The sequence below is a fragment of the Rathayibacter sp. RFBD1 genome, from assembly GCF_002932915.1.
Taxonomy (GTDB): domain Bacteria; phylum Actinomycetota; class Actinomycetes; order Actinomycetales; family Microbacteriaceae; genus Rathayibacter.
The window spans coordinates 307,831-330,381 of the sequence record NZ_PSWQ01000009.1; the positions used below are offsets into that span (position 1 = coordinate 307,831).

Genomic DNA, 22,551 nt, shown 5'->3' on the forward strand with positions numbered 1-22,551 from the left:
CCCTCAGCGGCTGAGGAGGGCGACGAGGTCGGTCGCGATGCGGTGCTCGACGTCGGCCGGGACGGGCTGCACGGCGGCGTCGAGGTCCGCGGTGACGACAGCGGCGAGGCTCCGTGCCTGGAGGGTCAGGCCGAGGTCCATCGCCTGGATCGGATTCCCACCGGCGGCGGTGAGGTTGATCATCCGGCCGTTCTCGAGGCGGACGATCTGCTTGCCGTTCTTCAGGCGGATGCCCTGCCGGCGCTGTCCGTCGGCGAACTCGGTGGTCGACTCCGTGGCGGCCGCGAGGGCGTCCTCGTCGATCTCCCACGGGAAGTGGCCGACGCCCGCGATCACGGCGCCGTCGGCAAACGCGTCGATCTCCGCGGCGCCGATGACGCCGGGTGCGCCGGTGGCGGTGAAGACGAACTGCGCGTCCGAGAGGACGTCGGCGACGGGTCCGACACGGTGGCCGCGGAGGATCGCCTGCAGCGAGCGGATCGGGTCGACGTCGGCGACGGAGACCCGCGCTCCGAGCTGCGCGAGGGTGTCGGCGACTCCGCGTCCGCACGGGCCGTAGCCGATGACCGCGGCGCGCGTGCCGGGGATCATGAGGTTCGTGGCGTTCATGAAGCCCTGGACGACGCTCTGGCCGACCCCGTACTCGTTCTCGACGATCAGCTTGAGGGGCGAGTCGTTGATGACGACGACCGGTCGCGGGAGGGTCGCGCTGTTCTCCCGCAGGCGGATGCCGCCGGTGGTGGTCTCCTCGGTGCCGCCGAGGTAGTGGTCCGGGACGCCCGAGTTGATGAGCCGGAGAGTCAGGTCGGCGCCGTTGTCGAGGGTGAGATCGGGATCGTGCTCGAGCACCTTCTCGATGTTGCGGAGGTGCTCCGCCTCGCCGTCGCTCTGCTTCGTGTGCACGTGCACGCCGAGGGCGCGGAGGTCGTCGGCGACGTCGTCCTTCGTGGTTCCGGGCGAGCCCGTCAGAGCGATGTCCATCCCGGCCTCGACGAGGAGCGAGACGAGGGCGGCGGTCTTGGGCTCGACGTGGAGGCAGATCGCCAGCTTCTTCCCGGAGAGCACCGGAGCGAGCTCCCGGACGGCCTGCGCGGTGAGGGGCATGTGGTCGAGAGCCCAGCGGCTCGCCGGGTGGGAGAGGGAGGAGGTCATGGCAGGTCCTGTCTGAGTGGGTACGTGGGGCGTCGAGTGGGGGCGTCGTGTCGCCGGCGGCGCGGGAGTCGCGTCAGGGCGCTCGGCCCCCGGCGGCCTGCCGCCGCGCCCGGCGTCGCGCGTGCGTCGAGTGCGCTGCCCGGTACGGAAGGTCCTGAGGAGGCCGATCGCCGGGGACGGCCGCGAGAGGCAGCACTCGCCTGCTCTCTGCGAGATGGAGCCTGAGGTGCATCTCCTCACGCTGGGCCGAGGTCGGCACGGCGCGGATCGTCATCGGTGAGGACACCAGCCCAGTCTGTCGACCCGGACGAGCCCTCGCTCGGATGATCGTGCTCGGCGGCAGCACCTCGGGAGGGGCCGACCTGTCGTCAGGTGACGACCCGCGCGGCACGACCAAACGCCACCGCTACCCTGACGCCATGCGCCGCATCCTCGACGACCCTCTTCGGAACCGCGTCCGCACCGGCTCTCCGTCCGTCGCGTCCGTCTGATGGAGCGGCGACGGGCGGACCGCTCGGAGCCGGTTCGCGAGTTCCGGCCCTCGAGGGCCCGGCAGAAGAACGAGTCGCGACGGCTGAGGCCCGTCGCCGTCCTTCCCGCGCTGGTCCTGCTGGCGGGGAGCGTCTGGGGAGTCGCGGTCGCCGACGACCGCGGTGCCGCGCTGGCCGTCTACCTCGGGCTGTTCGGCTTCGCCACCGCGGTGGCTCTGGTGGTCGTCGGAGTGCTGACGCTTCGCAACCGGCGGTTCCTCGCCACCGCGTCGCTCCGGATCTCGGACCGGGCGATCGAGTGCACGGACGCTCGAGGCAGGGTCGTGACCTTCGAGCGCGCCGACCCGTCGGTGAAGGCGCTGCTCGCGTGGGTGCCCGCCAGCCCCAACAGTGAGGGGATCGATCTCCCCCCGTCGCTGATCCTGTTCCTGTCGGACGGGACCCGGTCGCTGCGGCTCCGCGGGGCGGACTGGGAGATCGAGGATCTGCGGGCAGTCGTCGCTGCCGTGGAGACGCCGCTCCTGCCGGCGGCGCGTGGCCTGCACACCGGTGGCCGGAGCGTGTGGGCGCGCCTGACCGGAGCCGCTCGTCGGCGGGAGATCGAGGCGCCGCCCGCCCCGGAGAAGACGCTGAGCCCCGCCGAGATCAACGAGCTGATCCCCGGAACGATGAGCTTCCGGGAGACCCGTCCGCTGACGTTCGCCCTCCTGATCGGGTTCGGCTCAGTGGCTCTCGTGCTGGGCGTCGTCGTCGGGGTCTCCTTCGTGGTGGTGCCTGGGTAGCGGAGGAGGTCAGCGGCCGTGCCGGGGACCGCTGGGCGGGAGACGCGGGCGACGGGCCCACGTGCCCGATCGGCGACCTCGCCGGGGTGATATTGCCCGCGCCCTAGGCTCCACGCATGACACTCACCGAGGACTCCGGTTGGATCTGGTTCGGACTCGCGATCGTCACCGCCGGTCTGGCCGAGCAGAAGGGCCGCTCGCGCTGGCGCTGGTTCGTGCTGGGGCTGCTGCTCGGGCCGATCGCGACGGCCCTCGTCGTGCTGTGGGCGCGTCCTGAGGGCGGAGTGGCGACGGATGTGCGCTGGAACTTCGCGATCGGCGCCGGCGTCGCCGCGGCGGCGCTCGTCCTCGTCGCCGTGACATCGGCCCTCTGGCTGCTGCTCATCCCGGCGGCGATCGCGGCGCTCGCCGCCGGGCTGCTCGCCTGGCTGAGCCGCCGCGTCCCCTATGAGCACCTGCCCCGCTGACGACCGCTAGAGGCTGGTCGAGCATCGGAACTCGAGATCTCGCGGTCCGCAGCGTCCCGAAAGACATGCCCGATGACATGCCCGGTGACGGAGCCTCTCGCGGGACGTTCGAACGGCTGATCCGCCGAGGACCCCGTGAACCTGAGTCGCCTCCCGTCTAGCGGAGACGGGAGCTCTCACCGTCGAGGTCGATGAGGTCCTGTCCGCCACTCGCCGCCGCCCCACCCAGCTCGACATCCCCCTCCGGATACGCGTCGTGCGAGAAGCGCAGCCGCACCCCCGCCGCCTCCACCCGCTCCAGCATCTCGGATGTCCGCTCGTGCGCCCGCGCGTCGTCGCTGATGAACCGCGGCAGCCGGCGCAGGCGCCCGGACCAGCCGAGGAACTCCCGCCCCCACGCCGCGTCTCCGGCCACGAGCACGCGCCCCTCGACGAGCGCCCCCAGGTGACCGCGTGCGTGCCCCGGCAGCGGCACCACGAGCAGCGACCCGTCGCCGAACAGGTCGAATCCGGTCAGCCCCTTGATCGTCGTCGCGGGCTGCTCGTCCGCCACGATCCCGGCCTCGAACCACGGCGGCAGCAGCGCGCGGAAGATCCCCTCGCGCACCCGGTTCCGCCGCACGGAGGCGACCTGGCCCGACGACAGCACGAACGTCGCGTCCGGGAACCAGCGCACGCCGCCCACGTGGTCCGGGTGCAGGTGCGTGAGCACCACGAACTGCACGTCGGCCGGGGTCAGGCCGAGGGCGAGCAGCCGCTGGTCGACGGTCTCGTCGTCCGGCACCGTCGCGGGCAGGATGCGCTCGTACAGCCGTCCGACGAGGCCCGTTCCGCGGAACGTCGGCGGGTAGCCCGTGTCCACGAGCACCCGCCGGCCGCTCGCGTGCGTGTAGAGGAAGACGTTCGAGGGGAAGACGCGGCGGGGGAGCCCCCTCCCGCGGAACACCCGGGACAGCGGGAAGACGGTGCTCCCGCACGCCATCACCTGCAGCGACGACTCAGCCACGCGACCTCCTCAAGTGCTCGCCGACCCGGCGGATGCCCTCGGCCAGCGGCACGGTCGGCTCGTAGCCGAGCTCGGTCCGCGCCCGCGAGATGTCGAGGGTCTGGGCGTAGGCGAGGGTCGCCACGGTGTAGCGGGTGAACGGCGGCTCGCGGCTGGGCAGCAGCCGGTAGACCCGCTCCAGGATCTCGGCGAGCGCGGTCAGCACGCGCAGGTCCACGCGGATGAAGCGCGGCTCCTCGCCCATCGCGGCGAAGAAGCGCTCGAGGAGGTCGCCGAGCGGAGCGGGCTCGCCGTTGGTGATGTTGTAGACGCCGCCGTCGGCCACGGGAGCGTCGGCGGCGAGCACCAGCGCGTGCGCGGCGTTCTCGACGCAGGTGATGTCGACGGGGTTCCGGCCGCCGTCGAAGAGGGGGATGCCGCGGCGGCGGCTCGCGGCGACGAAGCGGGGGAGGAGGCTGGGGTCGCCGACGCCGATCAGGCCGCGGGGGCGCAGGATCACGAGCTCGGGGATCCGGCCGGCGCGGTGCGCCTCCTGCAGCAGCCGCTCGGCCTCGATCTTGCTGCGGATGTAGAGGCTCATCCGGCTGCCGGTGTCGACCTCCTCCTCCCGCACCAGGTACTGGTGGCGCCGCGCGGAGTAGATGCTCGGCGACGAGACGAAGACGAAGCGGCGGATCCCGCAGCGCTCGGCCAGCGCGATCATCGCCTCGGTCCCCGCGACGTTCGCGCGCTCGAACTCGCTCCACGTGCCCCACGGGCTCGAGAGCGCCGCGGCGTGCACGAGCACGTCGGCCTCGACGGTCGTCGCGCCCAGCTCGGCGAGGTCGGCGCGGAGGACCGTGGCGCCCTCCTCCTCCAGCCGCACCAGCGCCTCGGGGGCGCGACCGGTGGCGAGCACGTCGTCGCCCGCGGCCAGGAACTCGCGCACCGCGTAGCCGCCGAGGAAGCCCGTCGCCCCGGTGATCAGCACGCGGCGCCGGCGCTCATCGGACATCGACGACCTCCAGCCCGCGCTTGCGGCCCCAGTACCAGAGCAGGATCCCCAGGTACCCGAGCGCCTTGCCCTTCCGGATCGACATCAGCACGACCGCGTGCTTGTCGAGCAGCACCTCGCTCCGCCCGATCACCTGGCAGACCTTGAGGTGCAGCTCCAGGTCCTCGTCGGTGTCGTCGATGCTCGAGCGCGGGAAGCCGTCGACCTGGAGGTACAGCGCGGCGTCGATCGCGAGGTTGCAGCCGGCGGCCATGAACATCCGGTACCGCTGGCCGGGGCGGCGGTAGAAGACGCCCGGCGCGTGCTCCATCAGGCGGATCAGCGCGGTGCCGAGTACGCCGTCGTACCAGCGGTAGACGGCTTCGTCCCGCCGCGGGGACAGGCGGCCGCCGACGAAACGGGCGCCGCCGCGGAGGTCGGCCTTGAGGCGCGCCACCCAGTCGGCGCTCGGCAGGCAGTCGGCGTCGGTGCGGGCGACGGCCGTCGCGCCCTCGGCGATCGCGTGGCGGAAGCCGGTGTCGGAGGCGGCCCCCGTGCCCTTCTGCGCCTCGTCGATCACGGCGACCTGCCGTTCCGGGCACCGGCGGCGGAACTCCTCGATCACGGCGCGCGAGCCGTCGGTGCTGCCGTTGTCGACGAGCAGGAGGGTGAAGTCCGGATCGGTCTGGCGGGCGAGCGCGTCGAGGGTGCCGCCGAGCAGCTTCTCCTCGTCGAGGAAGGGCACGACCACCCAGAAACCGCGCGCGTCCATCCGTCCCCCGCTCCGGGACCATGGTGTCGGCGGGGGCCCGTGACGTCAAACCGCGCCGACACGGCACGCAGAAGTGCAGAGGCGCGCTATACAGGGATTCGCTCCGCACGTCCCGGGGCAGGAAGGGGCCCGCGTGCCCGACCTCCTCCCGCTCCGCATCCTCGGCACGGGCGAAGCGCTGCCCGAGCGGATCGTCACGACCGCCGAGGTCGCCGCGCTCTGCGGCCTGCCCGCCGACGAGGCCGAGCGCCGCTCCGGCGTGCGCACCCGCCACTGGGTCACCGACGACGAGGACCCGCTGGAGCTCGGCCTGCTCGCCGCCCGCGGGGCGCTCGCGGCGGCCGGGCTCGACACGGTCGACGTGGTGCTCAACGCCTCGGGGACCCAGCTGCAGGCGATCCCGGACGGAGGCGCGCTGCTCGCCGCGGGCCTCGGCCTCGACGACGTCTCGGCGTACAGCGTCGGCGCCACCTGCCTGTCGTTCCTCTTCGCGCTGCAGGAGGCGGGGTTCCTCCTCGCCACGGGTCGCGCCGACACCGTGCTCATCGTCTCGACCGACTGCGGCAGCCGCGGCATCGACCCGGGCCAGCCCGAGAGCGCCCTGCTCTTCGGCGACGCGGCCGCCGCCGTCGTGATCGGACGCGCCGAGACTCCGAGCCAGGGCCTGGTCACCACGCACTTCCGCACCCGCCCGAGCGGTGTGCGCCACGCGGAGCTGCGCGGCTTCGGCTCGCGGATCCGCATCGAGGAGGCGCCCGACCGGCTCGCCGACTTCCGCTTCGACATGCAGGGCAAGGCGCTGCTCGTCGACGCGCTGCGGCACTTCCCGGCGTTCCTCGAGGAGGTGCGGCCCGGCCTCTCGAGCGGGCTCCCCGGCATCGACCGGGTGGTCCCGCACCAGACCAGCGCGGCCGGGCTCGAGGGCATGGCCCGCCTCTGGGGTCGCGACCGGATGACGATCACGCTCGGCGAGGTCGGCAACACGATCGGCAGCGCGATCCCGCTGGCCCTGCACCGCTCGCGCGTGCAGCCGGGGGAGTCGGTGCTGCTGGTGGGCACGGGCGCCGGCACGCACTACGGCGCGGTGGTCCTGCAGGCGTGAGCGGCGTACGGTCCGGCGGCCCCGATCGCGCGGCCGCCGCGGACGCGGTCGCGACGCTCCTCGCCCTCGTCGGAACGATCGGAGGGGTGGTCGCCGGTGTGCTCGCCGGGCTCGGCGCCGCCGTCAGCGGACTGCTCCTCGCCGGCTGCGCGAGCACCTACCGCAGCACATTCCTCGAGGTCCAGGATCCGCCGATCGACTGCCTCGCCGGGCCGGCGTGGCCCTTCCTCCAGTGGTTCGCCGTCGTCGGGGTCGGCGCGGTCCTCGCCTTCGCCGCCCTCGTCATCGGCGCCTACCGGCCCCGCTGGTCCGTTCCGATCAGCGTCGTCCTGGCCGCTGCGACCGCCGGATTCGCGATGCTGATGCTCCCGGGCGGCAGCGCCTAGCCGAGGAGCGACAGGGCCGAGAGCCCGAGGAACGGCGCCATCACCACGAGGCAGACCGCGGCGGAGCGACCGGACCCGTGGGAGGAGTCCCGCCCGCCGACCAGACGGGCGAGCAGCCCCGTGACCAGCGGCGGGAGCAGGAACAGCAGCAGCCACGGAGCCAGGACCTCCGCGCCCGGCGCCGTCCAGTCGGGCTGGTCGTCGCGGTCGAGCGGAGGGAGCCGCACGAGGAGGAACGCGGCCGTGAGGACGATCGCGGGGAGGACCGCCAGGCAGGTGAGCGTGATCGCGGTGAACCTCGCCCCGTCGTCCCGGGAGTACCGGGCACGGTCGGGGTCGGGCGCAGGTCCCCGGTCGGTGTCCTCGTCCCAGCCCGGACTGCTGAATCGGATGCGTCCCATCAGGCGATCATGCCGTTCCGGAGCGGGGTCCCGGCCCGGCAGACGGAACCTCCGTCATCCCCGCCGCCCGACCAGTGCCCGCAGCGCATCGCGGACGAACCGGGCGCCGGCGACTCCGCCGTAGTGCGCCGAGAACCGCTCGTCGTCGACGTACATCTCGCCGAGCCCGAGCAGGTACTCGTCGCTCGGGCCGCCGGTCGCGTCGCGGGGCGTGCCCGGCACCTCGGCGAGCCAGGCGCGGTGCCGCTCGGCCAGCACGAGCGCCTCCTCCCCGGTCGGATCCGCCCCGCTCGCCGCCGCGGCGGTCCACGCGTCGGCGAGGTCCGCCTGCCGCCGCTGCCACTGCTCGCGCTCCTCCGCGCTCATCGAGCGCCACCAGCGGTCGCCGTCGGCGTACGCCGGAGTACCCCAGCGGCGCTCCACCTCCTCGCGGTGCTCCGCGTGGTCGAACCCGTCGAACATCTCCTCGGCCATCGGCCCGTTCCCTTCTCTCATCGTGGTGATCGTCCCGGCGACCGCCCGGATGCGGCGGTCGAGCCGTCGGCGCTCCTCCTGGAGCACGTCGAGGTGCCGCTCGAGAGCGGCCACCGGCTCCGCGTCGCGCCGCAGGATCCGCCCGATCTCGGGCAGCCCGAGACCGAGGTCGCGCAGCAGCAGGATCCGCTGCAGCGTCACGAGCGCGGCGGCGTCGTAGTAGCGGTAGCCGTTCGCGCCCACCCGGCTCGGCGGCAGCAGCCCCTCGGCCCCGTAGTGCCGCAGCGTCCGGCTGGTCGTACCGGCCAGCCGCGCCACCTCGTGCACGGTCCACTCCTGCTCCACAGCGCCCTCCGTCTCCGCGTCGCCGGTGACTCCGGCGGCGATGGAAGCGACGGTACGGGTTGACGCAACGTCAACGTCAAGCGGCGGGGACGGATCCGCTAACGGGCGCCGATCCTGCGCGTTCCCACCCGGAGGACGAGCTCGGTCACCGGCATCGCGGCGATCGAGCAGCAGGCGGCGGGCACCACGGTCAGCAGCGCGACGACGGCGTCCGTCCCGTCGCCCGCGTCGGTCCACGCCGCGATCGAGACCACGATCCAGGCGATCGCGAGGATGCAGACCGTGGAGGCCGACCAGAGGACCGGCCAGGGCGCGCGACCCCGTCCCGCGGAGTAGGGGAGCCCGCCGACGGCCGCCGTCACGGCGGTCGCCAGAAGCGCTCGGGCCAGCGGGAGGAGCAGCTCGCCGGGGTCCCGACCGGTGTCGAGGGAGGACAGGGCGAGCAACACCGAGGTCGTCGCGAGCGAGAGGACACCGGCGACGGCGACGAGCGTCAGCAGGGTCCGGATCAGGAGCCTCACCGGTCGCCTCCGGCGAGGAACGCGCCGCGCTCCTCCAGCAGCCGCCGCAGGTGCCGGTCGAGCACCAGCCGCTCCGCGATCCGCCCGAGGACGCCGAGCGGGGCGGAGTACTCGAGCCGGTCGATCATCACGGAGCCGGAGCCGGAGCCGGAGCCGGAGCCGTGGGGCTCGAAGCGGTGCTCGTGCCGGAAGGTCGCGAAGGGCCCGCGGGTCTGCTCGTCGACGAAGGAGTGCGGGGCGTCGAGCGCGGTGACGGTGCTGGTCAGTCGGAGCGGGACGCCGAAGTGCCGGGCGCTCCAGGTCACGTGCTCGCCCAGGCCGATCAGCCCGGTGGTCGTCCCGGACACCGCGCGCTCGCGAGCGCCGGCCTGCGAGGCGGTGTGCAGGTCGATGTCGCGCGCCCGGTCGAACATCTCGGCGGCCGGGCGGGCGGAGCGGGTCACGACCTGGAGGAGCACGGTGTCGATCCTGCCCGCCGCGCCTGCAGCCGGCCACGGACGCGCCGGTCCGCCCGCCTCACCAGCTCGTCACCACGGTCCGCGTGATCACCCACCCCTCGTCGCGGCGGACGAGGCGGCTCGTCAGCTGGAGCCGCCAGGTCGCGTGCAGGCGGCCGATGGTCGCCTCGGTGATGGTGCGGGAGGTGAGCACCGGGTGCGCGGCGCCGCCCGAGAGGGCGCTCTCGACGTGGTCGATCTCGTGGTACTCCTTGCGCGCCTCGTCGATGTCGGCGAGCCACTCCTCCCGCGACTGCACCAGGCCGGTCGGGTGCTCGATCACGAAGCGCTCGTCGAGCAGCGCCTCGAGCGCGGGCAGGTCCACCAGCTCCAGCGCGTCGAAGAGGGCGGCGTGCACCGCGGTCGGGCCGTCGTCCTCCAGCTCGTCGCCCCTGCCGGCGGTCCCGTCGCCGCTCATGCCGGCGGTCCTGTCGTCGCGCGGCGGACGAGCTGCGTCGGCAGCTGCACGTGCAGCGAGCGCGGCTCGCGCCCGGCCATCAGCGCGATCAGCATCTCGGCGGCGGTCGCTCCGAGCGTCTGCATCGGCTGGCGGACGGTGGTCAGCGGCGGATCGAAGCGAGCGGCCTCGGGCACGTCGTCGAAGCCGATCACCGACAGGTCGTGGGGCACGGCGAGGCCCAGGTGCGCGGCGGTCTCGATGATCGCCAGCGCCGAGACGTCGTTGGCGGCGAAGACCGCGGTCGGGCGGTCGGGCAGCGACAGGAGCGAGGAGGCGGGCCGCCGGGCGGTGTCGCGGTGGTAGTTGCCCACCCGCAGCAGGCGCTCGTCGAAGGCGATGCCGGCCTCCGCCAGCGCCGCCCGGTAGCCGGCCTCGCGCAGCCTCGCCGAGCGCAGGTCGCCGCGGCCCGCGACGAAGCCGATGCGGCGGTGACCGAGGGCGACGAGGTGGCGGGTGGCGAGCAGGGCGCCGCCGAAGTTGTCGGACTCGACGGTCGGCAGGTCGGCGCGGCCGGTGTGCGGGTCCACGGCGACGAGCGGGATGTCGGAGGGGGCGCTCACCACGCTCGGCGTCACCATGATCGCCCCGTCGATGAGCGTGCCGCTGAGCCGGCTGAGCGAGCGCCGCTCCCAGCCCTCCTGCTCGCCCTCGTGGGAGCCGGAGTAGGCGAGCAGGTCGAACCGCGACTCCGCCAGCACCGACCCCACGCCCTTCAGGATCTCGGCGCTGAACGGCTCGAACCCCGCGACGAGCACGCCGATCACGCCCGTGCGCCGGGAGCGCATGCTGCTCGCGACGAGGCTCGACTCGTAGCCGAGCTCGCGCACGACCTCGAGCACGCGGGTGGCGGTGGAGGGGGCGATGCCGTACCGGCCGTTCACGGCTTTGGACACCGTCGCCACCGAGACGCCGGCGGCAGCGGCGACGTCGTGGATGGTCGGTCGGGTGGTCATGTGGCCGACTGTAACCCCTGCTTCGAAAACCATTTCGAAAACGTTTGACCACTTTCGCAAGCACTGCGGACACTGACTCCACCCGCGAAGGCGGGAACCCCCCACGGCGCCGGTGCACCAGGCGGCGCCCTCGATGAAGAGAACGGTTGGACGATGAAGTTCAGGAAGATCGCAGTGGCGACAGCAGCCCTGCTCGGCACGGTCGCGGCCCTCACCGGCTGCTCGGCCCAGGACTCGGGATCGAGCGACGGCACCGTCGCGATGACCCTCTGGCAGAACTCGACCACGGGCCCCGGCCAGGAGTTCTGGGACAAGACGATCGCGGACTTCGAGGCCGCGAACCCCGGAGTGACCATCGAGTCGCAGGCCATCCAGAACGAGGACCTCGACGGCAAGCTCCAGACGGCGCTCAACTCGGGCGACGCCCCCGACGTCTTCCTCCAGCGCGGAGGCGGCAAGCTCGCCGCCATGGTCGCGGGCGGACAGCTGAAGGACCTCACCGACGGCATCTCGGACCAGGCGCGCAGCGAGATCCCCGAGGGCTCGTTCTCGGCGAACACGCTCGACGACAAGGTCTGGGCGATGCCGGTCGCCGTCCTCCCGGGCGGCCTGTTCTACAGCCAGGACCTCTTCACGGCGGCGGGCGTCACCGAGACCCCGAAGACCATCGACGAGCTCGACTCGGCGATCACCAAGATCAAGGGCAGCGGAGCCCAGGCCGTCGCGCTCGGCGCGAAGGACGCCTGGCCCGCCGCGCACTGGTACTACTTCTTCGCGCTCCGCGAGTGCAGCGCCGACACCATGGCCGAGGCGGCCGACACCAAGGACTTCTCGGACGACTGCTGGGTCCGCGCGGGCGAGGACCTGCAGGACTTCTCGGCCACCGAGCCGTTCAACGAGGGCTTCCTCACCACCGCCGCCCAGCAGGGCGCGGGCAGCTCGGCCGGACTCCTCGCCAACCACCAGGCGTCGATGGAGCTCATGGGCGCGTGGAACCCCGGCGTGATCGCCTCCCTCACCCCCGACGAGAAGCCGCTGCCCGACCTGGGCTGGTTCCCGTTCCCCGAGATCGACGGCGGCGACGGCGAGGCCGGCGCGATCATGGGCGGCGTCGACGGCTACTCCTGCTCCGCGGGCGCTCCCGACGAGTGCGTGGACTTCCTCAACTACCTGGCCACCTCCGACGTGCAGAAGGAGTACTACGCGGCCTTCAACGCGCCCCCGGTGAACACCGTGGCGCAGGAGGCGGTCACCGAGCCGTACCTGCAGCAGATCCTCGAGGCCTACAACTCGGCCCCGTACGTCTCGCAGTGGCTCGACACCGTCTACGGCCTCAACGTCGGCAACGCGCTGAACGTCGGAGTCGTCGACCTGCTGGCCGGCAAGAGCGACCCCGAGCAGCTGGTCGAGGCCGTCAACGCCGCCGCGGCGAAGGCCTAGCCACCATGGCACTCCGCGAGAGCCCGCTCCTCGGAGTGGATGAGCCCCGCGGGACCGCGCGCACCGGAGGCGTCACCTCGACGCCTCCGGTGCGCCGGCGCCGCCGCAGCGTGGGCTGGGCGGGGCGCTTCGAGATCGCGCTCCTGGTCGGCCCGGCGCTGATCGTCTTCCTCGCCTTCGTGATCTTCCCGGTCGTGATGGCGGCCTACTACGGCTTCTTCAGCTGGCAGGGCTACGGAGTGCCGACGGACTTCGTCGGCTTCCGCAACTACCTGACGATCCTGCAGGACCCCACCTTCCACGACGCCCTCGCGCACAACGGCATCATCGTGGTGCTCTCGCTCGTGCTCCAGGGGCCGGTCGCGATCCTCCTGGCGCTGCTGCTGAACCGCAAGCTGCGCGGGCAGTCGATCATCCGCGTCCTGATCTTCGTGCCGTACGTGATCTCGGAGGTCGTCGTCGGCACCGGCTGGAGCCTGATGCTCCAGACCAGCGGCGCGGTCAACGGCCTGCTCGAGAAGGTCGGCCTCGGCGCGCTGAAGCAGGACTGGCTCTCGGATCCGGCGATCGCGATCTGGACGCTGATGCTGATCATCACGTGGAAGTACATCGGCTTCGCCGTGATCCTCTTCCTCGCGGGACTGCAGGGCATCCCCGAGGAGCTGTCCGAGGCCGCGGCCATCGACGGCGCCTCCTACTGGCAGGTGCAGCGGCGGATCACCCTGCCCCTGCTCGCGCCGACCCTGCGGATCTGGGCGTTCCTGTCGATCATCGGCGCACTGCAGCTGTTCGACCTCGTCTACATCATCTGGGGCCAGTACGTGTCCTCGACCGCGGGCACCTCGACCATGGCGATCTACCTGGTCACCAACGGCCGCAACGCCGGCAACTACGGGTACGGGAACGCCGTCGCGGTGGTCCTGTTCCTGATCTCGCTCGTGGTGGCGCTGCTGTACCAGCGCTTCGTGCTCCGGCGCGACACGGCGGGCGCACTGACGGGAGACAAGCGATGACCGGCACGACGATGACGGCCCCGCCGATCACTCCGGAGACCCCTCGGCCTCTCGCGGTGAAGCGGCGCCGGCAACCCCTGGGCCGCGGCACCACGATCGCCTACGTCGTGGCGATCGTCGTGATCGCGCTGATGCTCGCCCCGGTGGCGTACATCATCCTCGGCGGCTTCCGCACGAACGCGCAGATCACCACCGACCCGGCGGGCCTGCCCTCGCCGTGGAACGTGCAGAACTACCTCGACGTGATCACCGGCGGCGTCTTCTGGCAGGAGGTCGGCAACTCCACCATCGCCGGCCTCGCGACGACGCTCGGCGTGGTCGTGCTCGGCCTGATGGCGAGCTACGTCCTGGCCCGCTACGACTTCACCGGACGCGGCGTGTTCTACGCGCTCTTCGCCGCCGGCCTGATGTTCCCGATGACCGTGGCGATCACTCCTCTCTACCTGGTGATCAAGAGCCTCGGCCTGATGAACTCGCTCGCCGGAGTTGTGCTGCCGCAGATCGCGTTCGGCCTGCCGACCACGATCATCATCCTGGTGCCGTTCCTCCGCGCGATCCCGGACGAGATCCAGGAGGCGGCCTTCATCGACGGCTGCAGCCGGATCGGCTTCTTCTTCCGGATGGTCGTGCGCCTGGCGATGCCCGGCGTGATCACCACGGGGATCCTCGCGTTCATCGCGAGCTGGAACAGCTACCTGCTGCCCCTGTTCATCCTCAACAACGAGTCCACCTTCACGCTCCCGCTCGGAGTCCAGGCGTTCTCGTCGCAGTACTCGGTCGACACGGCGAAGGTGCTCGCCTTCGTGTCGCTGTCGATGATCCCGGCGCTGATCTTCTTCAGCGTCTTCGAGCGCCGCATCGTCGGCGGGCTGACGGGGGCGGTGAAGGGATGAGCGGATCGCTCCGCCCGTCCGCCGCGTCCCCCGTCCCGTCCGCACCCGTCGCCCCACCCGCAGAGAGGGTCGCACCGTGACCGCACCGCACGCACCAGAGGACCCACAGGCCCCGTCCGCCCGCACCACCGAGCTGCTGGGCCGGATGACGCTGGAGGAGAAGCTCTCCCAGCTGGTCGGCTACTGGGTCGACCAGGGCGGCGAGGTCGTCGCCCCGCTCGCCGGCGAGATGGCCACCTCGACCGGGTACGCCGAGGCGACCCGCGAGGGGATCGGCCAGCTGACCCGCGTCTACGGCACGCGCCCCGTCGATCCGCTCGAGCGCGCCCGCTGGCTGTGGGCGGAGCAGCGCAGGCTCGTCGAGGAGACGCGGCTGGGCATCCCGGCGATCGTCCACGAGGAGTGCCTGACCGGGCTCGCCGCCTGGCAGGCCGCGACGTTCCCGACTCCGCTCGCCTGGGGAGCCTCGTTCGACCCGGAGCTCGTGGCCGAGCTCGGCGCCGTGATCGGCGGCTCGATGCGCGAGCTCGGGATCCACCAGGGCCTGGCGCCCGTGCTCGACGTGATCCGCGACCCCCGCTGGGGCCGGGTCGACGAGTGCATCGCCGAGGACCCGTACGTGGTCGGCACGATCGGCACCGCGTACGTGCAGGGACTGCAGTCCACCGGCGTCGACGCGACGCTGAAGCACTTCATCGGCTACTCCGCCTCCCGCGGCGGCCGCAACCACGCGCCGGTGCACGCCGGACCGCGCGAGATCGCGGACGTGCTGCTGCCGCCGTTCGAGATGGCGATCCGCGACGGGGGCGCCCGCTCGGTGATGAACTCCTACGCCGAGATCGACGGGGACCCGGTCGGAGCGACGCCCGCCTACCTCACGGGCGTGCTGCGCGAGCGCTGGGGCTTCGACGGCGTGGTCGTCGCCGACTACTTCTCGGTCGCGTTCCTCCACCTCATGCACGCGGTCGCCGCCGATCTGGGCGAGGCGGCCGAGCTGGCGCTCGCCGCGGGGATCGACGTGGAGCTTCCCACGGGCGACGCGTTCCTCGCGCCGCTGGCCGCGCGGATCCGGGCCGGGGAGGCCGACGAGGCGCTCGTCGACCGGGCCGTGCTGCGGGTGCTCGCGCAGAAGGAGCGGCTCGGCCTGCTCGACGCGCGCTTCGACGACGCCCCCGAGTCGATCGACCTCGACTCGCCGGCCCACCGCGACATCGCCCGCCGCCTGGCCGAGGAGTCGGTGGTGCTGCTCGCGAACGACGGCGTCCTGCCGCTCGCTGCGCCGCGCCGCCTCGCGCTGATCGGTCCCAACGCCGACAGCGCGCCCGCGCTCATGGGCTGCTACTCCTTCGCCAACCACGTGCTGGCGCACCACCCGGGCGTGCCGCTGGGCTTCGAGATCCCGACGGTCGCGGACGCGCTGGCGGACGAGTTCGGCTCGGCCGAGCTGCTGCTCGCCGAGGGCTGCTCGGTCGAGGGGGACGACGCCTCCGGGATCGCCGAGGCGGTCCGGGCGGCCGCCGACTCCGACGTGGCGATCGTGGTCGTCGGCGACCGGGCGGGCCTGTTCGGCCGCGGCACGGTCGGCGAGGGCAACGACGTCGAGAGCCTCGAGCTCCCGGGCCGCCAGCGCGAGCTGGTCGAGGCCGTCGTGGCGACGGGGACCCCGGTCGTGCTCGTGCTGCTGACCGGCCGCCCCTACGCCGTGGGCTGGGCGCTCGACGGGCCGTCGGCTCCCGCCGCCGTGCTGCAGGCGTTCTTCCCGGGGGAGGAGGGCGCCGGCGCGATCGCGGGCGTCGTCTCGGGACGGGTCGACCCCTCCGGCCACCTGCCGGTCTCGCTGCCGCGCTCCGCCGGAGCGCAGCCGTTCTCGTACCTGCACCCGATCCTCGGCGGGCCGTCGGACGTGACCTCCGCCGACAGCACGCCGGTGCGGCCGTTCGGCCACGGCCTCTCGTACACGGCCTTCGCCCGGACGGAGCTGGCGGTCGACGAATCCGCCCCGACGGACGGCTCCTTCACGGCGACCGTGCGCGTGCGCAACACGGGCGAGCGGGCGGGCACCGACCTGGTGCAGCTGTACGCCCGCGACGTGTTCGCGAGCGTGACCCGGCCGGTGGCGCAGCTGCTCGGCTACGCGCGGGTCACGCTCGAGCCCGGCGAGGAGGCGGAGGTCCGCTTCGAGGTCCCGGCCGCGCGCCTGGCCTTCACCGGACGCGAAGGCGTGCGGATCGTCGAGCCCGGCCGCGTCGAGCTGTGGGTGGGCCCGGACTGCGCGACGCGCGAGACGGAGGCGGCGCTCGAGCTGGTCGGCCCGGCCGCCGCTGTCGACGCCTCCTCGCAGCGCCTCGTCGGCACCCGGGTCCAGCGGGCGGGAGCGGGCGTCCCGGCCTGACCCCGTCCACACCGCAGGAGGGATCGCTCGCGCGGCCCGTGGATCCGAGGATCCCGGTGCCCGTGGGGCGATCCTTCCTGCGGTCTGAGCACGGCGCGGCTCCGGCACCGCTCTGGCGCGGCTCGGACGGGCGCGGCAGGCTGGGGAGATGAGCGACGACGCGAAGCAGACCCTCCTCCGCTACCTGCAGGAGGGGCGCGACGCCCTGCTGCAGAAGCTCGACGGGCTCGACGAGTACGACGTGCGGCGGCCGCTGGTTTCGACGGGCACGAACCTGCTCGGCCTGGTGAAGCACGTGGCGGGCACCGAGGCGGGCTACCTCGGCGCCGTGTTCGGGCGGCCGTTCCCGGAGCCGATGCCGTGGATGGAGGACGAGTCGGAGCCGAACTCGGACATGTGGGCGACGGCCGACGAGTCGACGGCCGACGTCGTCGCGCTGTACCGCCGCGTGTGGGCCCACTCCGACGCGACGGTCGCGGCACTCCCGCTCGACGCTCCCGGGCAGGTCCCCTGGTGGACGAACCGCGACGTGACGCTGCACCGGATCCTCGTCCACATCACCGCGGAGACGCACCGGCACGCCGGCCACGCCGACATCGTCCGCGAGCTGATCGACGGGCGGGTCGGGCTCCGGACGCCCGGCGACAACCTCCCGCCGGTGCCGGAGGAGTGGTGGCCGGAGTACCGGGAGCGCCTCGAGTCGCTGGCGCGCGCCGTCCGCGACCGGGGCTGACGTGCCGGCGTCCGTCGGCACCGTGGTCACGCCGGCCCGCGCGGCGAGGCTGCTCGACGAGCTCGACCCCGCGACGGAGGAGGCGCTCGACGCGGCCCTCGGCGGTCGAGGTCGGGGCCGGGCCGCCCTGCAGCGGCGCCGCGACGGCGCGTCGCCGAAGGAGCGGAGGCAGCGGGCCGCGCTCGAGCGCCGGGCGTTCAGCGCGGAGGCGGACCCCGCGGCGCTCGAGGAGCTGGCACGGCTGCGCGCGCAGCTCCGCGACCGGGAGGAGGCGCTCGACGCCGCGGTCGCGGGTCTGCGCCGCGACCGGACCGGTGGGGACGAGACCGGCCGGCACGAGTCGGGCCGAGGCGAACCCGGCCGGGACGCGGCACCCGGATGGGGCGAGCGCAGTGAGACCACCGGAGGCGACGACGCCGACTGCCGCACCTCCGCCCCGCCCCGCCCGCGCCGCCGCCTCGGGGTGATCGCCGCCCTCGTCGCCGTGCTCGGGCTCGCCGCCCTCGGCACGGCCGCCTCCGTCGCGCTGGCCCCTCGCCCGTCGCTGGAGGTCTTCACCGAGCTCTGGGCCGTCCCCGACGACGTCGCCACGCGCCCGCTGTCGACCCTCGCGAGCCTCCGCGTCTTCCACTGGGGGCCGACGCGCTACCTGGGCAGCATCGCCGGAGTCGACTACTTCGCCACCCTCAGCCTCGACTCCTTCTCGGCCGCGGAGCTCGCCGACGAGTCCGTCTGCCTCTACGGGCTCGCGCGCTCCGACGGCGACGTCGTCGTCACGGACTGCGCGGCGACCGGCGACTTCATCGCGAGCGGCATGACCCTCTCGCCCGACGACTACCAGGGCGACGCGGGCGGCACCGGAGTCGCCTGGGGTCCGACCGGAGGGATCCGCTCGTCCGGCTGAGGCGGCTCCGCCCGACTCCACCGGGCCCGCCCGCCGTCCCCGATCAGCCCGCCCCAGGCCCCGCCCGTCAGACCCGCCGCGTCGACGCCCGCTCCACCAGCGGCATCGGCACCAGCACCCGCTCGCCCGGCGCGCCGCTCAGCAGCAGCTCGACCGCCCGGCGGCCCATCTCCTCGTGCGGCAGCGCCACGGTCGTCAGCCCGGGGCGGAGGTAGGCGGCCAGCTCGTCGTCGTCGAACGACACCACGGCGACGTCGCCGGGGATCGAGAGTCCCGCCTCCGCGACCGCCTGGTAGGCGCCGAACGCCATCCGGTCGTTGAGGCAGAGCAGGAGGCGGATGTCATCGCGCCGCGCCAGCAGGTCGGCGACCGCGCGGTGGCCGTGCTCGGGCTCCCAGTCGGGGATCGACTCCTCGGCGACGAACGCGAGCCCCTTCTCGGCCATGGCGTCGCGGATGCCGGCGACGCGCTCGGCCACCGTCGCCGAGCGGAAGCGGTCGCGCTCGACCTCGTCGTTCTGCCCGATCAGCGCGATCCCGTCGCGGTAGCCGTGCGCGTGCAGCAGCTCCACCGCGGCGCGCCCGCCCGCGTACTCGTCGGGCAGGATCGACGCCGGGTGCTGCGAGTTCGTCGCGTTGAGCATCACCACGGAGGTGGAGGCGGGCAGCTCCGGCACGTAGAACTCGCGGGAGCGCATCGAGGCGAAGATGATGCCGTCGACCTGGCGGTCGAGCACCGCGTCGACGGCCTCGGCCTCGCGCGCCGGATCGCCGCCGGTCTCGAGGAGCAGGACGACGTGCCGGGCCGCCTCGGCCGCCGTGAGCGCGCCCTTGATCAGGCCGCCGGCGAAGCGCGTGGTCGCGATCTGGTCCGAGATGAAGCCGATCGTGCGGGTCTTGTCGGTGCGGAGCCCGCGGGCGGCGACGTTGGGCCGGTAGTGCAGCGCCTCGGCCGCGGCGAACACCCGCTCGTGGGCGTCCTTCGACAGCCCGGTCTCGGGCTTCCCGTTCAGGATCATCGACGCGGCCGAGATCGACAGCCCCGCCTCGCGGGCCACGTCGGCGAGCGTCACGCGCTTCTTCGCCATGCCCGCCGCCTCCCGCCGTCGCCCTTGACAAGTCTTCCGTGTGCACAGACTATATCCACACCTGAAACCTTTTAGTCCCCCGCTCAAAGGTTTCAGGCGGCCGTCCGGAGCCGCGGCTCGAGCCCCTCCGGGCGGCCGGGCACCAGCAGCACCTGCACCCACGACGAAGGAGTCACCGCATGTCTTTCCCCACCCCAGGCACGCCGATCGGCCGCAGGACCGTCCTGGTCGGCGCCGGCTCGGTCGCGGCCCTGTTCACCCTCGCCGCCTGCGCGCCCGGAGGCTCGAGCGCCCCGGCCGCGAGCTCCTCGGTCGACGTGAGCACCGAGCTCACCAGCGACACCGTCGAGCTCGTCATCGCCGACGAGACCGGCTTCCCCGTCACCGACAAGCTGACGGAGGAGTTCACGAAGCAGTTCCCGAACGTCACCTTCACCATCAACCGCGACACCTTTGCGAACCTCACCGCCAACTCGCCGAAGCTGCTCGCGAGCGACACTCCGCCGGACCTCATCCGCCTGCCCACCATCGGCGACACCGTCAAGGACGGCCTCCTCGCCGACCTCGACCCGTGGTTCGACGCCTACGGCTGGGACGCCTGGTCGGCCTCGCAGCTCGCCCCGCTCCGCGTCGACTCCGACGGCGTCCGCGGGAAGGGCTCGCTCTACCAGCTGGGCCTGGGCTACAGCGTCACCGGCATCTACATGAACCTCGAGCTCGCGAAGCAGCTCGGGATCGACGCCCCGCCGACCACGCTCGCCGAGTTCGAGGAGGACCTCGCGAAGGCGAAGGCCGGCGGCGTCCTGCCGATCATGGCCGGCGACAAGGACGGAGTGGTCAACTTCGTCGTGCAGGCGGCGATGAACCAGTACGCCGACAAGCAGGAGATGGCCGACTGGATCTTCACGGTCCCCGGTGCCACCTACGAGACCGACGGCAACGTGAAGGGTGCGGAGCTCGTCCGCACCTGGGCCGACGCGGGCTACTTCCCCTCGGACATCAACGCGATCGACTACTCCTCCTTCGTCAGCCGCTTCCAGGGCGGCGAGGGCCTGTTCGCCTTCAACGGCAACTGGGCGGCCGCCGACACGCAGACCAAGATGGGCGACGGCGTCGACTTCTTCCTGGTGCCCCCGGCCGAGGAGGGCGGGAGCCACGTGGCCATGGGCGCCGCCAACTCGTTCTCGGTCGCCGCGAAGTCGTCGCACCTCAACGAGATCGTCTTCTTCCTCAACTGGATCCACACGAACGAGGCCGCGCGCCAGATCGTCGTCGACGTGACCGGTGCCGCTCCCGGCGGCGACCCGGCCCAGGCGCTCCCCGAGGTCGAGTCGGGCTCGCTGCTCGAGCAGGCGCTCGCCATGTCGGCGCAGATCGGCGCGGAGGACGGCCAGGTCGACTTCATGTCGAACGCGACCGCGGGCATCTACGCGGGCGCGATCATCCCGGAGTCGCAGCTGCTGGTGACCAGCCAGATCTCCGGCCAGGACTTCGTCACGGCCGTGCAGGAGTTCTACGCGAAGGAACTCGCCGGATGACCGCGGCCGGCCCTCTCGTCTCGAGCGCCGTCGACCGCGGGGGCCGGAGCGGGACGCCGCGCCGCAGGAGCACTGCGGCGCGGCGGGCGACCCTCGTCGGCTGGCTCTTCGTCGTGCCGGCCCTGCTCGTCTACATCGCGTTCGTCATCTACCCGCTGATCACCGGGGTGCAGTATTCGTTCTACAAGTGGAACGGCGTCGGCCCCTCCGAGTGGGTGGGCTTCTCGAACTACCTCCGCGTGTTCACCGATCCCGACCTGCTCGGCTCGATCGGCAACGCCTTCGTGCTGATCCTCTACTTCACGGTGATCCCGGTCTCGGCGGGCCTGGTCCTCGCGAGCCTGCTGCGCTCGATGCGCCCCGGCGTCTTCTCGAGCGTGTCGCAGACGATCCTGTTCCTGCCGCAGATCATCCCGCTCGCCGCGGCCGGCATCGCCTGGTCGTGGATGTACTCGCAGACCGGAGCGGTCAATCAGATCCTGCAGGCCGTCGGGCTCGGCTCGCTCGCGCGGCCGTGGCTGGGCGACTTCCAGACCGCCCTCCCCGCCGTCGGCCTGATCGGCTCGTGGGTGCTCACCGGGCTCTGCACGGTCCTCTTCCTCACCGGCATCGGCAAGATCGACGTCTCGCTCTACGAGGCCATCCGGCTCGACGGGGGCACGTGGCTGCGGGAGTTCTTCACCATCACGGTCCCGGGCCTGCGCCAGGAGATCTCGGTGCTCACCACGATCACCGTGATCGCGGCGCTGAGCAGCTTCGACATCATCTACACGACCACGCTCGGCGGCCCCGGCCGCTCGACTCTGGTGCCCGGCATCTCGATCTACCGGATCGGCTTCACGCAGAGCGACGTGGGTCTCGCCTCCGCCTTCGGGATCGTGCTGATGGTGCTCGTGCTCGCCTGCGTCCTCCCCCTCCAGCGCCTCTCGAGAGTGAGCGACCGATGATCGTCACCAAGTCCGAGGTCGTCATCGGCCGCGTCGTCCTGATCGTCGTGCTCGTGCTGACCGTCATCCCGCTGGTCAACATGCTCTCGGCGGCGCTGCAGCCGGCGGACGTGAATCCGACCGGCCTCACCTGGCCGACGGACCCGCAGTGGGGCAACTTCGCCCAGGCCTTCGAGACCGGGCACGTCCTGCAGCTGATGGGGTCGAGCGCCCTGATCGTGCTCGGAGTCGTCCCGATCAGCCTGCTCTTCGCGACCCTCGCCGGCTACGCACTCGGCAACCTGCGCATCCGCGGCGGCGGGTTCGTCTTCGTGTTCCTCATCCTCGGGCTCACGATCCCGTTCGAGTCGCTGATCATCCCGCTGTACTACGAGATCCAGTCGCTGGGCCTGCTGAACACGCAGTGGGCGATCATCCTGCCGCTGATCGGGCTCTACATGCCCTTCAGCGTGGTCTGGATGCGCGCGCACTTCGTCCGGATCCCGTCCGAGCTCTCGGAGGCGGCGCGCGTGGACGGCGCGACGACCTGGCAGGAGTTCCGCCGGATCCAGCTGCCGCTCGCGCGCCCGGCCCTGTCGGCGCTCGCGATCCTGCTGTTCCTCTGGACCTGGAACCAGTTCCTCCTGCCGGTGGTGCTCGTCTCCGATCCGCTGGACCGCACCGTCGCCGGAGCGCTCACCTTCTTCCAGGGGCAGTACAGCAACAGCATCCCGCTGCTCAACGCGGGCGCGCTGCTGATCATCGTGCCGACGATCCTGGTCTTCGTGATCTTCCAGCGGCAGTTCATCACCGCTCTGCTGCAGGGCGCGGTGAAGGGGTGAC

At 72.6% G+C, this 22,551-nt stretch carries 24 protein-coding genes; 13 read left to right on the forward strand and 11 right to left on the reverse strand.

Features of this window, described 5'->3' with window-relative positions; all coding sequences use genetic code 11:
• Positions 1 to 3: 3 nt before the first annotated feature.
• Positions 4 to 1,152 carry an adenosylhomocysteinase gene (locus tag C5D50_RS05035; protein ID WP_104282931.1) on the reverse strand — a complete coding sequence of 383 codons (1,149 nt, stop codon included), beginning with the start codon at positions 1,150 to 1,152 and terminating at the stop codon, positions 4 to 6.
• A 490-nt stretch (positions 1,153 to 1,642) separates the two neighbouring features.
• On the opposite strand from C5D50_RS05035, the gene C5D50_RS05040 reads away from it, so the two are divergent.
• Together C5D50_RS05040 and C5D50_RS05045 are read left to right on the forward strand one after the other, a co-directional pair.
• Complete coding sequence (locus C5D50_RS05040) at positions 1,643 to 2,425, forward strand: hypothetical protein (RefSeq protein ID WP_104282932.1); 783 nt, start codon at positions 1,643 to 1,645, stop codon at positions 2,423 to 2,425.
• A 116-nt stretch (positions 2,426 to 2,541) separates the two neighbouring features.
• Positions 2,542 to 2,892, forward strand: coding sequence for a hypothetical protein (locus C5D50_RS05045; RefSeq protein WP_104282933.1), 351 nt, complete (start codon positions 2,542 to 2,544; stop codon positions 2,890 to 2,892).
• A 157-nt stretch (positions 2,893 to 3,049) separates the two neighbouring features.
• On the opposite strand, the gene C5D50_RS05050 is transcribed toward C5D50_RS05045, so the two are convergent.
• Genes C5D50_RS05050 through C5D50_RS05060 form a run of 3 tightly spaced genes read right to left on the reverse strand, consistent with a single transcriptional unit; the run spans position 3,050 to position 5,643 of the window.
• On the reverse strand, positions 3,050 to 3,898 hold the full coding sequence (locus tag C5D50_RS05050; RefSeq protein WP_104282934.1) for an MBL fold metallo-hydrolase: 849 nt from the start codon (positions 3,896 to 3,898) through the stop codon (positions 3,050 to 3,052).
• Positions 3,891 to 4,892 carry an NAD(P)-dependent oxidoreductase gene (locus C5D50_RS05055; RefSeq protein ID WP_104282935.1) on the reverse strand — a complete coding sequence of 334 codons (1,002 nt, stop codon included), beginning with the start codon at positions 4,890 to 4,892 and terminating at the stop codon, positions 3,891 to 3,893. The genes C5D50_RS05050 and C5D50_RS05055 overlap by 8 nt, the downstream gene beginning before the upstream one ends.
• The gene (locus tag C5D50_RS05060; RefSeq protein WP_104282936.1) at positions 4,882 to 5,643 is read right to left on the reverse strand and encodes a glycosyltransferase; all 762 of its coding nucleotides are present in this window, start codon (positions 5,641 to 5,643) and stop codon (positions 4,882 to 4,884) included. Before C5D50_RS05060 ends, C5D50_RS05055 begins: the two co-directional genes overlap by 11 nt.
• A 133-nt stretch (positions 5,644 to 5,776) precedes the next feature.
• Between C5D50_RS05060 and C5D50_RS05065 the strand changes: the two genes are divergently transcribed.
• The gene (locus tag C5D50_RS05065) at positions 5,777 to 6,745 is read left to right on the forward strand and encodes a 3-oxoacyl-ACP synthase III family protein (RefSeq protein WP_104282937.1); all 969 of its coding nucleotides are present in this window, start codon (positions 5,777 to 5,779) and stop codon (positions 6,743 to 6,745) included.
• Positions 6,742 to 7,131 (forward strand): hypothetical protein, encoded by a 390-nt coding sequence (locus C5D50_RS05070; protein WP_104273746.1) that lies wholly within the window; start codon positions 6,742 to 6,744, stop codon positions 7,129 to 7,131. Before C5D50_RS05065 ends, C5D50_RS05070 begins: the two co-directional genes overlap by 4 nt.
• Here the strand turns inward: C5D50_RS05070 and C5D50_RS05075 are convergent.
• The 6 genes from C5D50_RS05075 to C5D50_RS05100 all read right to left on the reverse strand — a co-directional run bounded on the left by C5D50_RS05075 (position 7,128) and on the right by C5D50_RS05100 (position 10,782).
• Positions 7,128 to 7,532 (reverse strand): hypothetical protein, encoded by a 405-nt coding sequence (locus C5D50_RS05075; protein ID WP_104282938.1) that lies wholly within the window; start codon positions 7,530 to 7,532, stop codon positions 7,128 to 7,130. The genes C5D50_RS05070 and C5D50_RS05075 overlap by 4 nt on opposite strands.
• 54 nt (positions 7,533 to 7,586) lie before the next feature.
• A complete protein-coding gene (locus C5D50_RS05080) occupies positions 7,587 to 8,351 on the reverse strand; it encodes a MerR family transcriptional regulator (protein ID WP_104282939.1) in 765 nt (254 codons plus the stop codon).
• A 98-nt stretch (positions 8,352 to 8,449) separates the two neighbouring features.
• Positions 8,450 to 8,872, reverse strand: a complete 423-nt coding sequence (locus C5D50_RS05085) for a hypothetical protein (RefSeq protein ID WP_104282940.1) — start codon at positions 8,870 to 8,872, stop codon at positions 8,450 to 8,452.
• Positions 8,869 to 9,330, reverse strand: coding sequence for an SRPBCC family protein (locus C5D50_RS05090; protein ID WP_308471091.1), 462 nt, complete (start codon positions 9,328 to 9,330; stop codon positions 8,869 to 8,871). The genes C5D50_RS05085 and C5D50_RS05090 overlap by 4 nt, the downstream gene beginning before the upstream one ends.
• A 58-nt stretch (positions 9,331 to 9,388) precedes the next feature.
• On the reverse strand, positions 9,389 to 9,787 hold the full coding sequence (locus C5D50_RS05095; RefSeq protein ID WP_104234103.1) for a nuclear transport factor 2 family protein: 399 nt from the start codon (positions 9,785 to 9,787) through the stop codon (positions 9,389 to 9,391).
• A complete protein-coding gene (locus C5D50_RS05100; RefSeq protein WP_104224902.1) occupies positions 9,784 to 10,782 on the reverse strand; it encodes a LacI family DNA-binding transcriptional regulator in 999 nt (332 codons plus the stop codon). Before C5D50_RS05100 ends, C5D50_RS05095 begins: the two co-directional genes overlap by 4 nt.
• Positions 10,783 to 10,935: 153 nt before the next feature.
• Here C5D50_RS05100 and C5D50_RS05105 point away from each other — a divergent pair, with 153 nt between their 5' ends.
• From C5D50_RS05105 to C5D50_RS05130, 6 genes are all read left to right on the forward strand, one after another.
• The gene (locus C5D50_RS05105) at positions 10,936 to 12,222 is read left to right on the forward strand and encodes an ABC transporter substrate-binding protein (RefSeq protein WP_104224901.1); all 1,287 of its coding nucleotides are present in this window, start codon (positions 10,936 to 10,938) and stop codon (positions 12,220 to 12,222) included.
• A gap of 5 nt (positions 12,223 to 12,227) precedes the next feature.
• Positions 12,228 to 13,235, forward strand: coding sequence for a carbohydrate ABC transporter permease (locus C5D50_RS05110; RefSeq protein ID WP_104226347.1), 1,008 nt, complete (start codon positions 12,228 to 12,230; stop codon positions 13,233 to 13,235).
• On the forward strand, positions 13,232 to 14,128 hold the full coding sequence (locus C5D50_RS05115; RefSeq protein WP_104224899.1) for a carbohydrate ABC transporter permease: 897 nt from the start codon (positions 13,232 to 13,234) through the stop codon (positions 14,126 to 14,128). The genes C5D50_RS05110 and C5D50_RS05115 overlap by 4 nt, the downstream gene beginning before the upstream one ends.
• A gap of 145 nt (positions 14,129 to 14,273) precedes the next feature.
• On the forward strand, positions 14,274 to 16,520 hold the full coding sequence (locus C5D50_RS05120) for a glycoside hydrolase family 3 N-terminal domain-containing protein (protein ID WP_104282941.1): 2,247 nt from the start codon (positions 14,274 to 14,276) through the stop codon (positions 16,518 to 16,520).
• A gap of 148 nt (positions 16,521 to 16,668) precedes the next feature.
• Positions 16,669 to 17,253 (forward strand): DinB family protein, encoded by a 585-nt coding sequence (locus C5D50_RS05125; protein ID WP_104282942.1) that lies wholly within the window; start codon positions 16,669 to 16,671, stop codon positions 17,251 to 17,253.
• A gap of 1 nt (position 17,254) precedes the next feature.
• Entirely contained in the window at positions 17,255 to 18,157 is a 903-nt protein-coding gene (locus C5D50_RS05130; protein ID WP_104282943.1) for a hypothetical protein, read from the forward strand.
• Between the two features lie 67 nt (positions 18,158 to 18,224).
• On the opposite strand, the gene C5D50_RS05135 is transcribed toward C5D50_RS05130, so the two are convergent.
• A complete protein-coding gene (locus C5D50_RS05135) occupies positions 18,225 to 19,244 on the reverse strand; it encodes a LacI family DNA-binding transcriptional regulator (RefSeq protein ID WP_104239129.1) in 1,020 nt (339 codons plus the stop codon).
• Between the two features lie 179 nt (positions 19,245 to 19,423).
• On the opposite strand from C5D50_RS05135, the gene C5D50_RS05140 reads away from it, so the two are divergent.
• Genes C5D50_RS05140 through C5D50_RS05150 form a run of 3 tightly spaced genes read left to right on the forward strand, consistent with a single transcriptional unit; the run spans position 19,424 to position 22,550 of the window.
• The gene (locus tag C5D50_RS05140) at positions 19,424 to 20,782 is read left to right on the forward strand and encodes an ABC transporter substrate-binding protein (protein ID WP_104255797.1); all 1,359 of its coding nucleotides are present in this window, start codon (positions 19,424 to 19,426) and stop codon (positions 20,780 to 20,782) included.
• Positions 20,779 to 21,729 carry a carbohydrate ABC transporter permease gene (locus tag C5D50_RS05145; RefSeq protein WP_104250415.1) on the forward strand — a complete coding sequence of 317 codons (951 nt, stop codon included), beginning with the start codon at positions 20,779 to 20,781 and terminating at the stop codon, positions 21,727 to 21,729. Before C5D50_RS05140 ends, C5D50_RS05145 begins: the two co-directional genes overlap by 4 nt.
• Positions 21,726 to 22,550: a carbohydrate ABC transporter permease gene (locus C5D50_RS05150; protein ID WP_104239126.1), complete on the forward strand. Its 825-nt coding sequence runs from the start codon at positions 21,726 to 21,728 to the stop codon at positions 22,548 to 22,550. Before C5D50_RS05145 ends, C5D50_RS05150 begins: the two co-directional genes overlap by 4 nt.
• Position 22,551 lies beyond the last annotated feature (1 nt).